The following is a 15,823-nucleotide window of genomic DNA, read 5'->3' on the forward strand; positions in this document are numbered from 1 at the left end:
AATCTTTCATCCACTGCGGCAGTAGGCTGAAGCCTGCGTCGTCGTTGGAGAAGTGAAGCGGAGTGCCCAGCAGAATGTCACGGAAATTGACGGCGCGTGCAACGTGGGTTTGCTGGGCGATGTCGATGCCGACGACAAGGTACTGAGTTGAAATACGTTCGAGCAGTTGATTTTGTTTGGTTTGAGTTTTAAACTTCAAGTTAGAGCGACCTCCTTATGATGGCTAAAGGGCTATGACCCGTGACTACCCCATCTTACTGGAGGCGCTCGTATTTGTGCAAAGCGCCAAATTAACGCTCTACAGGAATCCTAACGGAGAATGATAGTTGCATAGCATACATGGTGAGCAGGTCTGAGGTAGCCAACTCATTTTATTAAGCTACAGTCAGGATTGTAGTGCTATTTATAGAAGACTTTTACCGAATATATTGTCAAATAAGGTGTGATATAGGTGAAAGTAAGTACCACTCTTTTAACTGTAGTAATTAACAATTAGGACCCAGTTGGTCTGTTAGCTGGAGGTACACCACAGAACGAGTATGATATTGAGATCAATCATATTGCTCAAAAGTTTATAACATGTACAAACGAAAGAGCAAGATAACGGAATTACAACAAAGCGGCGCTGTGTGACAAAAGGTGTAGGAGGAACATGGACAAAGTCGCGTGAAGGAAGAAGCATATATGGGTGCAACAGACGACCTTCAGGAAGATTATTCCTGCTTCAAGCTGCTTGGAACAGATGGGAGTTACTTTTGCAGCGAGACGCCTAGGGTATTTATTATTGATCTGACTGTTTGATGCTTTTCGGCAATCGGAAAACAGTTATATGTAAAACCTGTTTATGAACACTTGTTTCGAAAAATTAAAAGATTTAATATAAGAAGGTATGTGTTCATTTTAGCTGGATTCATTATTGCAATCCCATCGTTTTATATGGAATTTCAGTTATTCGAAAGCGGTATTGTCACTATAATACTTTATATGATAAGCGGCGGATTAGGGTTGTTTTCTATTATTTTCAGCACAGTCCGACTCCATCTTCTTAAGAACTGGGAAGTAGTAGATGGGTATCCTAAGCGTAATATAACGCAATCAATTGGCAATAGAAACGCACGATTCTAAATACTAGGAGGAATAAAAATGAACTTTCAACCGTTGACTTCGTTTATCGACACCATCACTTCCTGGAAAATTCCTTGGGCCGAGGTGGTCATCATGCATAAAAACAAGACCGTTTACCACTATCGCAATGGATTCGCCAATCTGGAGGAAAAAACGCCTATCGGCGATGGAGCGATCTTTAATCTTTACTCCATGACTAAGATCATGACCTGTGTCGCAGCGCTCCAACTAATAGAGCAAGGTAAAATGCTGCTCAGTGATCCGGTGTCCGACTATTTACCGGAATATGCCGATATGAAGATCAAAAAAACAATGCCAAATGGCGAAGTTAGGTTGGAAACAGCAACAAGGGCAATTACGGTGCGCGACTTGTTTACGATGACGGCTGGATTCTCGTATGACGTGGGCTCACCATCCATTCAGGAAGCTGTTAAGCAATCAAAAGGAACTTTGCCAACACGCGATTTTGCAAAAGCACTTGCCAAGGAACCACTTCTATTCGAGCCTGGCTCGCAGTTTCACTATAGTATGTGTCATGATGTATTGGGTGCATTGATTGAGGTTGTGAGTGGAAAACGTTTTAGCATCTATTTGAAAGAAGAAATTACAAAACCGCTGGGCATGAACGATACAGCATTTGATTTGAATGATGAGCAACATACAAGGCTGATCCCGCAGTATTGGTACAATGATGAGCTTGAAAAAGCAATACGACAGGATGGAAACTATTTTCGTGTAGGCACGGAGTTGGAAAGTGGCGGCTCCGGATTATTGTCTACTGTTAGAGATTATGCCTTGTTCCTGAACGTATTGACTCATCGCGGTACCAGTCCGGAGGGCGTTCGTATTTTGTCGCCGGCCTCTGTGGAACTGATGAGGACGGACCATCTGAATGATAAGACGCGGGGTGATTTCATGTGGGATCACATGAGAGGGTATGGATACGGGCTAGGCGTCCGTACACATATTTCGAAGTCGGAGAGCGGCTTGTTGTGTTCGATAGGTGAATTCGGTTGGAGCGGTGCGGCTGGAAGCATGGCCCTCATCGACCCGGAATCCGAGCTGACGGTCATGTATGCGCAACACCTTATTCATAGTCAGGAGCCTTATGTTCATCCCCGTTTGAAAAATCTTGTATATTCCTGTCTATAAAAGAATGCGTTTTGAGCATCCTGTACAGAAACTAATTTATTCTCCTTAATGAATGCTCTGAGCTGCTGTTTTGTCCATAATCCCATGTGTATTCCCCAGCCTTTCGTATACTACCATTCTTATGGGTTTTGGAGTTTACACAAACCAACTAATATCATGTCATTACTTTCGCACCAACTATTTTATTTTCTAAAATACAGAAAAATACAGTACGAAAGTACTCCGGTGAAAACTGGAGTTTTATGTAAAATAATCCTTTTTCAAAGGGTTAGGACGGGCGGTGATAAACCGATTTTTTAAGCATGGCGAAAATGATATGCAATAATTTATTGGTGCAAGCAATAAGTGCAACCCGGTGAGGCTTTCCTTCAAGCCTCTTCTTGTCATAAAAATTCCGAATACTTTCGTTTCTCACTGCTCCTCGAATACCGCAAAGCACAGCCAGATAAAGCGCTCTTCTTAGACGGGAAGACCCTCGTTTTGTTATACGATTCTTAGTGGCTGCAAACTTACCTGATGAGAATACGCTAGGATCAATACCTGCAAATGCTACACGTTTTTTGGCATGAGGGAACGAGGAGATGTCCCCAATCTCTGCAAGAATGGATGACGCAAGCTTATCTCCAATACCAGGAATAGAGCGCAATAAGTCAAAACCTTGTATGCTTGTTGCTTTGATTTTGATGGCTTGCTCAAGATCAGCAAGATGGTTTTGATACTCCATGAGCAAGCTAATCATAAGAACCAGTGCTCCTGCTATTGTAAATAAAAATGAGGTCAACCAGATTAAGCTGGCTAACCTCATAATAGGAATTCATTTTACAGACTCGCAGAATAATGTCTCTTCATTTCTATCTACACTTTTGGCGATTACTAACTCCAAGCCAATAGAATGAATCAAATGTTACTTTTAATCAAACTTCACTTAAATAGAAAGTTCTATTTTCCTTGAATTTACGAGGGGTCATACCTACAGTTTTTTGAAAAGTATCGGCGAAATAGCTTCTTGTCCCAAAATGTAAAGCTTCTGAAATCTCTTGTATGCTCAGCTCTGTTGTTTTCAAAAGAAGCTTGGCGTGCTCGATCTTGGCATGGTTTATAAATGAATTCAAATATACACCAACTTCATTTTTGAATTTTTGAGTCAGGTAATACTTGGAGTAACCTAATTGCGAAGCGAGCAACTCTATAGATAATTTTTGTTCAATGTGCATGTGAATATAATCGCAGCAGCTTTGAATTTGAGATGACAACTTAGGAGCTGCCAAAATAGCATGTACCCTTCGGACGAAATCATCGTACATCCTACTATTGATAACGGTGAGTTCAGTCAATATTTTGCAAGTTTGAATGGACTGAAGATATTGGTCCCCGACTGCATAGGCGGTATCCGGTGGGAGTCCTCCATCAATAGCAGCGCGAGTACAAAGAGAGATAAATACAATACAGGTGTCCTTGGCTCGGCGGATAGGGTCGCCAACATTTATGCCAATTCCATTGCTGATGGTAATGCCTTTTTCGCGCACATGCCTATAATTCAAGTTGCCTTCGCGAACCATTCTTAAAAGTTCTTGCTCAAACCTCCAGGCTTTTTGACCGTTGCTTTGTCCTTCGTGTAACTCGAAGTTCTGATTAGATTGTTCGCCCTCTTGGAATCTAATGTCGCTTGGTTTTAACTTGATACCTGTAATACAGTAATAGAGCATAAGTGCATATTGCTGGAAGAGAATAGCTGACACAATAGGGAGAGCCTTTAACAAACCAAACAATTTATTCTGCATTGCAATAGATAGATTATTTGTACGCAACGATTCTTTTAAACGATCTTGTGATATATCCATGCAGAAAGTGGGGCCAATTGAATGGTATATTGCTTGTTTTTTATCATAAACCGAAATCCAAACCAAGCCGGATGACGTGCTTAATATTAAAGGTGCGTCATGTTCTTTGCCTTGGGTCAGCATGTAATCCTTGCATTTCAATACGGTAAAAAGAGTATTAAAAGCAAGCTCATCACTACTATTGCTGTAAAGAGTATTTCCCTCGGAATCAAAAACCCAGCTGGCTAACTCATCTCCGCATTGTATCAATTCACGAAAAAAGATTGTATTTTTTTCAACATTCATCTTTATTTCCTCCTTTTTTCGATAAAAAGTTCAGAGATGATATTTAATTAGGTTATTTTGGCATATCCTCTTATTTACAAATTAACTATTTAAAAATTACTCATCGAAATAGTGAACAACAAAACGAAATTACGAATATCTCTTAATCTAATTCTATCATAGAGTAATAGCAAGAGGCACAACACTATGAAAAGGAAAGGGATGGACGATATGAGCGAACAGCAAAATAATTTTGAAAACTTGGATATTCTTAGAGAGATGCACGACTCAAGCAGATTCGAAAAAAAGCTTATGACAGACGGTCTAGAAGTACAAGTTGGTGAGATTAAGAGCATTGAGGTTTCTGAAACCGGTCACAATACACAAGTTAATATATACTACCCAGAAGGCAATGGTCCTTTTCCTGTCATGGTATACATTCACGGAGGTGGAATGGTAACCGGCTTCAATAAAATGGATGAACCGGCGATCCGTCAAATCTGTCGCGACGTTGAATGTGCCGTCATCAGCCCGAATTATGTGCTGGCTCCCCAATATCAATGGCCGTCAGCACTCGAGGAACTATATGAATTAATTCGCTACTTCATTCAGAATGCGGAACTATACAAACTAGACAAAACCCGCATTGCGGTAGGCGGTAACAGCGCTGGAGGAAATTTAGCCGCAGGCCTTGTTGTCAAAGCGCATCAGGAAAAGGAGTTTTCATTCGATTATGCAGCGTTGGTATATCCAGCGCTGGATATTTCAGAGGCAGTTGCCGACGGGGTTAATGATTTGACAAATTTGGAGGCGATGTCACCAGAGGGTACAGATCATTTGCGTAAATTATATATACCTGATGGAGAAAATCCTGAAAATCCGCTTATTTCGCCATTTTACGCTGATCCGACAATATTTCCTCCAACAAGCATCTTTGCTGCGCGTGGAGATCTGCTGATGCATCAAAATAAGTTATTTGCTAATAAGCTGACAGATGCGGGAGTAGAGGTTTTGTTTAAATGTTACACTAATTCTGATCATGGATTTATGGAAATCGCAGGAAATGAGAGCGTCGCACGAGACTGCAGAACGATTATGGCAACGGAATTAAAACGCATTTTCTCAAAATAAGCAACAATCCAGCGCATACAGATTTGGAGTTTGTTATTACTTTGTATGATTACCAACATAACTAAAGGAGATTATGATTATGACAAAAGAAGTTAGAGTTGCCTCCAGTATGCAAATGAAGTATGTAATTGAAGCAATTGAAAAAATGTCAGGTGAGGCAGGTCTTAACGCTCAATCGGATAACGCAAAGCTAGACGTTATAGCAATACGTGAAATGTTGGAGAGAAGCCATGCTCATCAAAAAACGGCTCCTGGCACGACATATGCGGATGCTGATATTTGCCCTGTTCATATGGAGGTTGTGTTTCCAGAAAAACTAGAAACAGATAACATCATCTTCTATATGCATGGCGGCTCATTTATCAGTGGATCGGCAAAACATTCAAGAGGCTTTGCTTCCGTATTAGCAGCAGAAGTTGGCTGCAGAGTATTTACGATAGACTATCGCTTAGCTCCAGAACATCCCTTCCCTGCAGGTGTAGATGATTGCTTTACTGCGTATCAGGCCCTTCTAATGGAATATCCTGGTACAAAGATTTCATTGATTGGTGATAGTGCAGGTGCGATGGCTGCTCTGGTAACCACACTTCGTGCTATGCGTGCAGGCATTCAACTACCGTCGTCGGTAATCATTCACAGTCCCGGAGCAACTCTTGTAGATATCGGAAGAGAAAACTACGATACTCATGACTTGCTTGTTGGCAAAAACATTGCTTCTGTTCTAAAAGGAGTATTGTACGACGAATCTATTGATTTGGAAAACCCGGATCTTTCACCGCTGTATGGTGACTATCGTGGCTTCCCACCCGTGTTTATGACCTCTGATGCAAACGAAACGTTTTCCATCGATGCTCAGCTTCTATATGACAAATTAACAGAAGCAGGCGTTGAGATCACTTGGGTTTCAGTAGAAGGTGCTTTCCATGCTTTCGGCACAGTCGGAAGAGGTACACCTGAAAGTGCGCAACTTTTAGATGAGGCAGAAGCGTTTATTAAAAAGCATTTTGCTTCATAGGAAGGTTTAAGATGTTTCATTCATAGGGATGGCGGGATTCTATGAATCCCGCTGTATTTATATTGGATTCAGATGAGATGATCAAGTCGGAAAAGGACATCTAATCAGTCGTTAATCGTATAACGTTGAGGGTTTCATCATGTGTAGGATAGGTATATATACTGTTTTCCATCCATAAGTGCAGCAAAGAAAGGATGATCAATATGATTAGACAAACCTTTAACCAAGATTGGAATGCAGGGCCTCATACAAGCTTTACCAACATGCGTCCAGGAGAAACGGTGCCGGTAACGTTACCGCATGATATGACGATTACGAAGGAACGAGATCCTCAAGCAGTTAGTTCTGAGAAAAAAGGTTACTACCCGGATGGCACCTATGATTATACTAAGAAATTTGTTGTTCCTGCTGATTACAAAGAGAAGAGAGTTACCTTTGAATTCGAAGGGGTTTATTCGAATGCGATGGTATACATTAATGATGATTATGCAGGGCAACATCCATACGGATATAGCAATTTCTATATCAAGGCTGACCGCTTTCTGAAATACGGGGAAGAGAATGAGATTAAGGTTGTAACCAGAAGCTATGATGATTCCCGTTGGTACACGGGTACAGGAATTTATCGCAATACGAAGATTATCGTCGCCAATCCGGTTCATATTGCTATGGATGGCATTAAAATATCCACTCCTGACATTTCTAGTGGACGTGCAGTAGTAACGGTGGCAACGGCGGTTGAGAATGAAGGGATGAATGTGCAAGCAACGAGAATATTAACGGAGATTCTCGATTCAGTTGGCCTTGTTGTCGCATCGGATTCGGCACCACTCACAGCGTTTGCAGGGGAAACCGTGACCTCACGACAGCGTATGGTTGTGAGGGAACCTAAATTGTGGGATGTAGACAGCCCTTCACTCTATACATGCAGGATTAAGCTGATGGATGGAGATCAAGTGTTGGATGAAGAAGAAACGACATTTGGGATTCGTTCTCTTTCACTGGATGCGGTTGACGGCTTGCGGATTAACGGAGAAGTAGTCAAGCTAAGAGGTGCGTGTGTTCACCATGACAATGGTGTCATTGGCGCAGCAACGATTGATCGTGCTGAGGAGCGCCGTGTAGAAATTTTGAAGGAAGCCGGATTCAACGCCATTCGCAGCTCTCACTATCCGATGAGTAAAGCTATGCTTCAAGCATGCGACCGAATTGGGATGCTGGTTATGGACGAAAGCTTTGATGTATGGACGACGAATAAATCCGCTTATGACTATTCGTTGAGCTTCCCTCTCTGGTGGGAGAAGGACATTGAAGCTATGGTTCATAAAAACTATAACCATCCAAGTGTTATTATGTATTCGATTGGAAACGAAGTTCCTGAAGCAGGCAGTCCGCATGGAGCTGCTTGGGGTAGAAAACTTGCTGAGAAAGTCCGCAGCTTGGATCATACTCGATATGTTATCAATTCCGTTAATGGACTTCTATCCGTTATCAAACAAATAATGGCCTTGTCACAAGGGAAAATGGACGGCAATTTCAATAATACATTAGGCGGCAGTGCCGCCGACATGATGAAACTGGTCAATAAATCGGAGCTCGTAACAAACGCAACATCGGAGTCTTTCGCAGCAGTAGACGTTGCAGGCTATAACTATGCAGATTCCAGATATGAAATGGACAAGGAATTATTCCCGAACCGTATCATATGCGGCAGCGAAACCTTCCCTAAGGATATTGCAGACAATTGGAAGCTGGTAAAAGAAAACGGGCATGTTATTGGGGATTTTACTTGGACAGGTTGGGATTACTTAGGTGAGTCGGGAATCGGTAAAATTAGTTATGAAGAAGAAACAAGCAATAGGCATGGAATGTTTGGCGAATATCCATGGCTAACTGCTTATTGTGGAGACATTGACATTATTGGAAATCGTCGCCCGGCATCATACTACCGCGAAATCGTATTTGGTCTGCGGAATGAGCCTTACATTGCTGTTCTAAGACCTGCACATTATGGGGAGAAGGTAAACACATCTTCGTGGGGTTGGAGCGATTCGGTTTCGAGTTGGAGCTGGGATGGATATGAAGCGAAGCCTGTTCAGGTGGAGGTGTACTCTGCAGCAGATGAAGTGGAACTGTTAGTCAATGGAGAAGTAGTAGGTAAAGTTGGTGCAGGAGAAGCAAATAAATTCAAAGCGGAATTTGAAACCGTTTATATTTCTGGTGAGATTGTTGCTGTGGCTTATACAGATGGACAAGAAACAGGAAGAACAGTACTTAAATCTGCCGGAAACACGGAAAAACTGCTGGTTGAAGTTGATCGCAGTGAAATTGAAGCAAGTGATCGTGACCTAACCTTTATTACGGTTACAATTGCTGATGAAAATGGAATTTTAAAGCCACTCGCAGACCGTAACGTAACGGTAACAGTTGAAGGCTCTGGTGTATTGCAAGGTTTTGGAAGTGCCAATCCGAAACTAGAAGGGAATTTCTTCGATTCTACACAGAAGACTTACGATGGAAAAGTGCTTGCCGTTATTCGGCCAACCTCAAGTGGAATCATTCATGTTTCATTCAATGCAGAAGGATGTACGAAGCAGACGGTACAAATAACGGTTCGGACATAATCAGATGAGAGGAGTAATTTAAATATGGCATTCCAATTCCCAAATGGGTTCTTATGGGGAGCAGCTACGGCTGCTCATCAAGTAGAAGGCAATAATAACCATTCAGATTTTTGGCTGATGGAGAATATCGAGGGATCTACTTTTAAGGAGCCCTCTGGGAGTGCTGTAGACCATTATCGTCTCTTCAGAGAGGATATTCGTTTACTAGCGGAACTTGGTCTGAATTCCTATCGATTTTCGATTGAGTGGGCTCGAGTTGAACCTGAGGAAGGACAATTCGATGAAATAGCTATTAATCATTATCGGGATGTTTTGGAGGCTTGTAAGGAGTACAATGTGACTCCGATCGTGACGTTGCATCATTTCTCTTCGCCGCAATGGCTGATTCGAGCGGGTGGTTGGGAATCTGAGGAAACTCCTGCTCGATTTGCGCGCTACTGTGTATATGTGATGTCTGAGCTAGGCGGTGCGATACCTTACGTATGTACAATCAATGAAGCTAACATTTCCATCGGTATTAAGAAGGTTATCGAACAAATGCAATCGGGGGCAAGTGTCCAGGTTGGAATCAATACGGAAATGATGGCCAGAATGGACAACTATTATATGGAACTAGGCAAGGCCTTTGAAGTGTCTCCGAGAGAGATACACACCTTCTTAGCTCCACGAACCGATGAGGGTTTGAAAGTTATTTTCCGTGCGCATGTGGAGGCGAGAGCAGCTATTCGTGAGGTTTGCCCTGAAGTTCAAGTTGGTTTAAGCATGTCGCTATTTGACATCCAATCCATCTCAGGTGGAGAGGAACATGCGGCTAATGATTTGCATGAAGAGTTCCTTCAATTCATCCCGTATATTCAGGATGATGACTTCTTCGGATTGCAAAATTATACGCGTACGGTATTCGGTCCTGATGGTGCTCTTCCTGTCCACGAAAATGCTGAAAAGACGCAGATGGGCTATGAATATTATCCTGAAGGCTTGGAAGCGGTTATCCGTTATGCAGCAGAAGCTCTAAATAAGCCCATCATTGTAACGGAGAACGGCGTATCTACTGATGACGATGAACGACGTGTCGCTTTCATTGAGAGAGCCTTAATAGGTGTTCATGCATGCATCGCCGACGGGATACCTGTGCTAGGATATACGCATTGGTCATTACTGGATAACTTTGAATGGCAGTTAGGATTCAGCAAACGTTTCGGCTTAATTGAAGTCGATCGCTCTACGCAGAAACGTTTGCCGAAAAAGAGTGCCTTCTACTATGGCAGCATAGCCAAAAGCAATATGATGTGACACGGATTGGTTATGGATAAAAATATCGCGTGCAAATGTAAAGACAGCCATATTTGGTAAGAGATTGGCTGGGAAATTCACTTCAAATCCAATAGGTAAACAAAAAAAGTCATTCTGCGGAATGACTTTATTCTTCGTCTAATGACGGTCTTTCTGTCAATTCAGAAAATCGAGCGGGCAGGATTAATTCACTTACTGCACCATGATCATTATAGAAATGCCATTTCGCTTGTCCTTCGAATAAAAGGGCAAGACGCTGAACCGTGTTTCGTAAGCCTATATGCTGGCCGTTATCGTCTATGATCTTTTTGCCATGATTCAAGCACTCAAGCTGACTTACTGGGTAACCGTTCCCTGTGTCAGAAATATTGATTAGAGCATAAGGATAATAGTTAATCTCGAATGAATTTACTTTAATTGAAATATGGATGCATTTGTTCATGTGAATAGCATATTTGATTGAATTCTCCACAAAATTCTGAATGAGCATAGGGGGGACAAGCATGTCCTCGACCATTGGATCAATATTGATTGAATAGGTAAACCTGTCTTTATATCGAATGGTTTGAATTTGAAGGTACGTACTCACATGCTTCACTTCTTCATGAAGTGGAACTAAATCAGCATCAACGCTAACCATATACCGATAAAAATCAACCGAATAAATAATAAGTTGCTTGGCTGTTTGATGATCCTTGTTTTCAATAAGATTGTAGACCATATTCAGCGAGTTAACGATAAAATGCGGTTGTATTTGCATTTGAAGGTTACGAAGCTGAGACTTTTGCGTCTTAATTTCCTCTTCATAAACGCTAATTTTCAAGTGTTGAACTTCATCCATCATTTGGTTAAAGGTATGATTCACAATTGCAATTTCGTTCGATGTTCGATAAGGAGTAATACGGTAGTGCAGTTCACCGCGTTGAATATGTTTCATTGCTCTATTCAGCTTCTGTAGTGGCTGTACAACGTATAATCTTAACAAAAGAAATACGAAGGGGAGAAGCAACGTCACAAGCACGGAAAGAGCTAATGTATACTTCTGCATAAACGGGAGTGTATTCATGAAGTTGCTTTCTGGTATAATTTCAGCAAATGAAATGGGTGCAGAGGATGAAGTGCCGGTTATGATCAAGTTGTCCTTTGAATAGGTGGCTTCCAACGATTTTAGCTCTGTATTAGGCAGTAATAATAGTGTTGAATTTTCATCATTTTTTTCATAATGACTAAGAAGTCGGTCAAGATTAATATATGCCCCGGTAAGCACGCCATTGTCACCTTGGTTAAGGTTTACCATAACGGAGTGATTATACAGAGAAACAAGATTCCAGTTAGCTTTTGGTGAAATATTGCTTGTGTTTATGGATGCAGCAGCCTGGATGACATATGATTTGAGTGCTGTTCGTTCTTCAATCTCAAGACTATTCTGGCTGGAGGAAATAAACTCATTATCGGTATACACAAAAAGGGTATCGATGATACTACTTGATAAAATCTGATCTGAGAGTTTTAGTGAAATCCTCATTTTGGCTAGCGCTGACTCTGACTCATTGTTCCGCAAAGCTAATTGCGGGTCGCTCTCAAACCAAGCCGTATTAATACCATAGGTAACCGCATTCTTCAACTGATTATCAATTTGAATCAGATAAGACTGCAGCATATTCTCATGTGTAATGTGTACTTGCGTAATGAGCGTGGAACGCGATTGGTAATTGGCGTAGATGAATAATCCAGTTACTGGAAGTAATAGAATGAAGATTGCGAAGAGCTTAAAGAAAATCGAATTAAAAAAACCGGTCGTTTGATAAAATTTCATATTGATTCTCCAAAACGTTTAGTATGGTTCGCTTAAACTTGTAATTATAATTAATTTATACTTATCACCTGATTGATGTCAAATCAACATTCTCTTACGGAGGTTCGCAAGCATGAATATTCTAATGGTGGATGACGAAGTAAGTGCGATAGAAGCCGTACGAAACGGTATTCAATGGGTCAAGCTAGGAGTTGGAGAAATCTATACGGCAACGAGTGTAAGTAATGCGATCAGTATGTTCAAAGAGAATTCGATTGACATCCTGCTCAGTGATATCGAAATGCCTATGGGCACGGGTCTGGACTTACTCAGATGGACGAATGAGAACTATCCAAATGTGAAATGCATTTTTATGACCTGCCATGCCGATTTCAACTTTTTACAGGAAGCTATGCATTTGGGCAGTATTGATTATATATTGAAACCACTTAATTTCACGAAAGTGGAAAGTGTTATCCAATCAACTATAGATAAAATTTTTACTGAAAAGCTCTTAAAAGAGAATAGCCATTCTTGGCTGCAAAATAAAAAAATTGTAGTTAAACAGTTCTGGAAGGATTTCTTTCTTGGGGAAATATCGCCTAACAAAGATAGTTTAATGAACTATTTCCGCTTGAAGCGATTAGATTTTAATCTGGAAGACAGCTATCTGCCAATCATTGTTAGTACAAAAAAATGGACAGAACCGATGAGCAAAGATGATCAGAAGCTGTTGCAATATGCATTGAGAAACATGACTGAAGAAATGGTTGTCATTCCAGAGACTACACAAGAGGTCCTTCCTTTTTCAGATACCTCTATTCTCATTATGCTGCATATGGATCCAAGTGTAGATGAACAAACCGTCTATAAGCAGATTGACATAAGTTGTTGTCAGTTGAGCGATGCTGCGAGAAAGCACATCAAGGAGATTGTTTGCTGTTACGTTGGAAAAAAAGGAACCATATTCGAAATGCCGGCTGCTATTGAATTGCTGCAGATGATGGATTTTAATGATGTTATTTATGATCCTAAAGTTCTTTTTCTCTATCAAGAAGAACAGAATCATGAACTGACCTACACAGATCATCCATTTATGAAATGGAGAGAATGGTTGCAGCATGGGGGATTTGCTCAGGTATTAAATGAGATTATGAATCATTTAACGCCTCAAGATCAGCAGAACGGGATCAACCGTGATTATTTGAAGAAATTCGCAAGAGATTTCTATTACTTAATAGTCGGTTTTGCAAGCGATCGTAATATTTTTATTAATGAATTGTATGGGAATGAACAATCAAACCGACTTCTGGAGGAGGCTTCTGAATCGTTAGGTGGTTTGCTGCAATGGGTGAATTATGCGATTGGTATCATGCAAAATTATGATCATGAGAATACTAGTCGAAACACCCCTGTTGATAAGACGAAAGATTATATTCACCAACATTTGTCGGAAGAGATTACGATGGTAGACATTGCGAATAACGTACATTTGAATGCCGATTATTTAACACGTATATTTAAGAAAGAGGTTGGCGTTTCGATCAGTAAATACATGATTAACATGAAGATAGAAAAGGCTAAGGAGCTTCTTGAGAATACGGACAAAAGTATCGGTGATATTGCAATGATCGTCGGTTACTACAATTACTCCAGCTTCAATCGTATATTTACCAAAGATGTCGGTATGTCCCCTCAGGAGTACAAGAATAGCAGAAGAAAAAAATAAAAGTCTAATATGATCATGTAACAAGTCGGATTTGGATATCCAATAAGTCGGATAGCGTATAACCTTGCTTAGCCCCACTTGCCTATACTAATGATAGTAAGACAACATATAATTATGAGGGGGATTTAAATGAAAAAGAATCTTGTGCTTGTGCTTCTTGCTTCATTTCTAGTAGTTGGATCAATAGGTTGCAGCAACACCAACAATGGGAATTCGTCTGCACCATCCAATGAAAGCGCTGTACCAACAGCTGAAAATGGCGATGCAGGAAAAATCAATTTTGATGAAGAGCCTTATACGATCAAAGTCAACTATGCTGTACTGGGGCAAGAACAACCTGATTTGCCGAAGATTGAAGCGAAACTGAATGAGATTACCTTAAAAGAAATCAATGCGAAGATAGATTTAGAAGGGGTAAGCTTATATAATATGGCGAATGTGTATGCTCTCAAAGCTTCGAGTCGTGAGAAAACAGACCTGATGCTCCTGATGCCAGGTAACCGTTATCTCGCATCATTCGCTAACAACAAAATGATTCGTCCGATCGATGAGGAACTTGCTCAATGGGGGCCAGCCCTGACAGAAACATTAGGTGATAATCTTATTTCTGGCCAATTCAATGGTAAACAATATGCAATTCCGCAAAAAGCGGATCAAAAAAACACCATAGGTTTTCATTTCTCTAAAAGTATTCTTGATAAATACAATATCGATGTTTCCAATATAAAATCTTTAAGTGACTTGGATTCCGTTTTTGCTATCGTTCATGAAAAGGAACCTAATATGACCGTGCTTGCACCCGAAGTAAGCGTTGGCAATATTGCGTCTATTCTCAAATGGAATGACGGGCTTGGTAATGCATATGGCGGTCTCTTAGACCCGAATAGTACGAAATTGGAAAACATGTATGAGTCAGAAGAATTTGTGGAAACGATAAAAAAAGTGCGTGAATGGTATCAAAAAGGCTACATTTCCAAGGATGTAAATACATCGCAAGACGATGGTGCGACATTGTTGGATAACGGAAAGGTATTTGCTGTTGCTGCAAGCTCCGTGGGCTTCGCTGGCGGTAGTATTAAACCAATTGAAAAGCAATCTATTGCTATGTATCCGCCTGTTCTTACAACAAGTGATACACAGCTGCTGTTATGGTCGGTTGCTTCTTCTAGTGAACGTCCTGATAAAGCGATACAGTTTCTCAATTTGTTGAATTCCAGCGCAGAATTAACAACATTACTTCAATTCGGAATTGAAGGAGAACATTATGAGGTGAATGCAAATGGAACCTTAAATGTAAGCAATAACAAAAATTATGAGAGTTATTGGCCTATGTTCGGTGATTACAGTAAAGCACCGCTTAGTGAAACATATGTTACAGCAAGCGGACTCAGCGTAGAGGAATTCAAATTGAAGCAGAAGGCATGGAATGACAACACGAAGAAGTCCATTGCTTATGGCTTTATATTCGATCCAGGTCCAGTGAAAACGGAAATTGCAGCCTTAGATGCTGTTGCTGCGCAATATGCAAAAGTAATCGGCAATGGAGCAGTAGATCCGACAGAATTGTTGAAAAAATTCAATGATAGTCTCTATGCAGCAGGTCTGCAAAAGGTTATGGATGAAAAACAACGTCAGTTTGATGCGTGGCTTGCAACAAATAACAAATAATCAAAGCTATTCATATTGATTAATAAGGCTGTCTCGCTGTAGTTTCATACAGAAGGACAGTCTTTTTAATTTTCCTTTATGAAGTGTTTATCAAGTCGGAAAAGGATATCTATTCTGTCGCTTAATGTATAACGTCATACTGTGCACAATGTGTAAGATAACCATATAGAAAAACAAAACATTTTA

At 40.7% G+C, this 15,823-nt stretch carries 9 protein-coding genes and 2 pseudogenes; 7 read left to right on the plus strand and 4 right to left on the minus strand.

All coding sequences use genetic code 11. The features are described 5' to 3' along the window. Positions 1-199 (minus strand): annotated as a pseudogene (locus tag FGT79_RS00005) (IS110 family RNA-guided transposase); the annotation flags it as partial. A gap of 944 nt (positions 200-1,143) precedes the next feature. Here FGT79_RS00005 and FGT79_RS00010 point away from each other — a divergent pair. After that, positions 1,144-2,277, plus strand: a complete 1,134-nt coding sequence (locus FGT79_RS00010; RefSeq protein ID WP_138750749.1) for a serine hydrolase domain-containing protein — start codon at positions 1,144-1,146, stop codon at positions 2,275-2,277. 268 nt (positions 2,278-2,545) lie between these two features. Here the strand turns inward: FGT79_RS00010 and FGT79_RS00015 are convergent. Both FGT79_RS00015 and FGT79_RS00020 read right to left on the minus strand, forming a co-directional pair. After that, positions 2,546-3,025: pseudogene (locus FGT79_RS00015) on the minus strand (transposase); the annotation flags it as partial. Positions 3,026-3,191: 166 nt separating this feature from the next. After that, the gene (locus tag FGT79_RS00020) at positions 3,192-4,403 is read right to left on the minus strand and encodes a helix-turn-helix transcriptional regulator (RefSeq protein WP_138750751.1); all 1,212 of its coding nucleotides are present in this window, start codon (positions 4,401-4,403) and stop codon (positions 3,192-3,194) included. Between the two features lie 186 nt (positions 4,404-4,589). Here FGT79_RS00020 and FGT79_RS00025 point away from each other — a divergent pair, with 186 nt between their 5' ends. The 4 genes from FGT79_RS00025 (at position 4,590) to FGT79_RS00040 (ending at position 10,445) form a co-directional block, all read left to right on the plus strand. Beyond that, complete coding sequence (locus FGT79_RS00025) at positions 4,590-5,513, plus strand: alpha/beta hydrolase (protein WP_138750752.1); 924 nt, start codon at positions 4,590-4,592, stop codon at positions 5,511-5,513. A 79-nt stretch (positions 5,514-5,592) separates the two neighbouring features. Continuing rightward, positions 5,593-6,528, plus strand: a complete 936-nt coding sequence (locus FGT79_RS00030) for an alpha/beta hydrolase (protein WP_171056016.1) — start codon at positions 5,593-5,595, stop codon at positions 6,526-6,528. 203 nt (positions 6,529-6,731) lie between these two features. Continuing rightward, positions 6,732-9,152 (plus strand): glycoside hydrolase family 2 TIM barrel-domain containing protein, encoded by a 2,421-nt coding sequence (locus FGT79_RS00035; RefSeq protein ID WP_138750754.1) that lies wholly within the window; start codon positions 6,732-6,734, stop codon positions 9,150-9,152. A 24-nt stretch (positions 9,153-9,176) separates the two neighbouring features. Continuing rightward, positions 9,177-10,445 carry a glycoside hydrolase family 1 protein gene (locus tag FGT79_RS00040; protein WP_138750755.1) on the plus strand — a complete coding sequence of 423 codons (1,269 nt, stop codon included), beginning with the start codon at positions 9,177-9,179 and terminating at the stop codon, positions 10,443-10,445. A gap of 127 nt (positions 10,446-10,572) precedes the next feature. Here FGT79_RS00040 and FGT79_RS00045 read toward each other — a convergent pair whose 3' ends face one another. Beyond that, complete coding sequence (locus tag FGT79_RS00045; protein ID WP_138750756.1) at positions 10,573-12,261, minus strand: sensor histidine kinase; 1,689 nt, start codon at positions 12,259-12,261, stop codon at positions 10,573-10,575. 112 nt (positions 12,262-12,373) lie between these two features. Here FGT79_RS00045 and FGT79_RS00050 point away from each other — a divergent pair, with 112 nt between their 5' ends. Together FGT79_RS00050 and FGT79_RS00055 are read left to right on the plus strand one after the other, a co-directional pair. After that, positions 12,374-13,969 (plus strand): response regulator transcription factor, encoded by a 1,596-nt coding sequence (locus tag FGT79_RS00050; protein ID WP_138750757.1) that lies wholly within the window; start codon positions 12,374-12,376, stop codon positions 13,967-13,969. Between the two features lie 129 nt (positions 13,970-14,098). Continuing rightward, the gene (locus FGT79_RS00055; RefSeq protein ID WP_138750758.1) at positions 14,099-15,637 is read left to right on the plus strand and encodes an ABC transporter substrate-binding protein; all 1,539 of its coding nucleotides are present in this window, start codon (positions 14,099-14,101) and stop codon (positions 15,635-15,637) included. Positions 15,638-15,823 lie beyond the last annotated feature (186 nt).

The sequence above is a fragment of the Paenibacillus sinopodophylli genome (genome assembly GCF_005930355.1).
In the GTDB taxonomy this organism is placed as follows: Bacteria; Bacillota; Bacilli; order Paenibacillales; family Paenibacillaceae; genus Pristimantibacillus; species Pristimantibacillus sinopodophylli.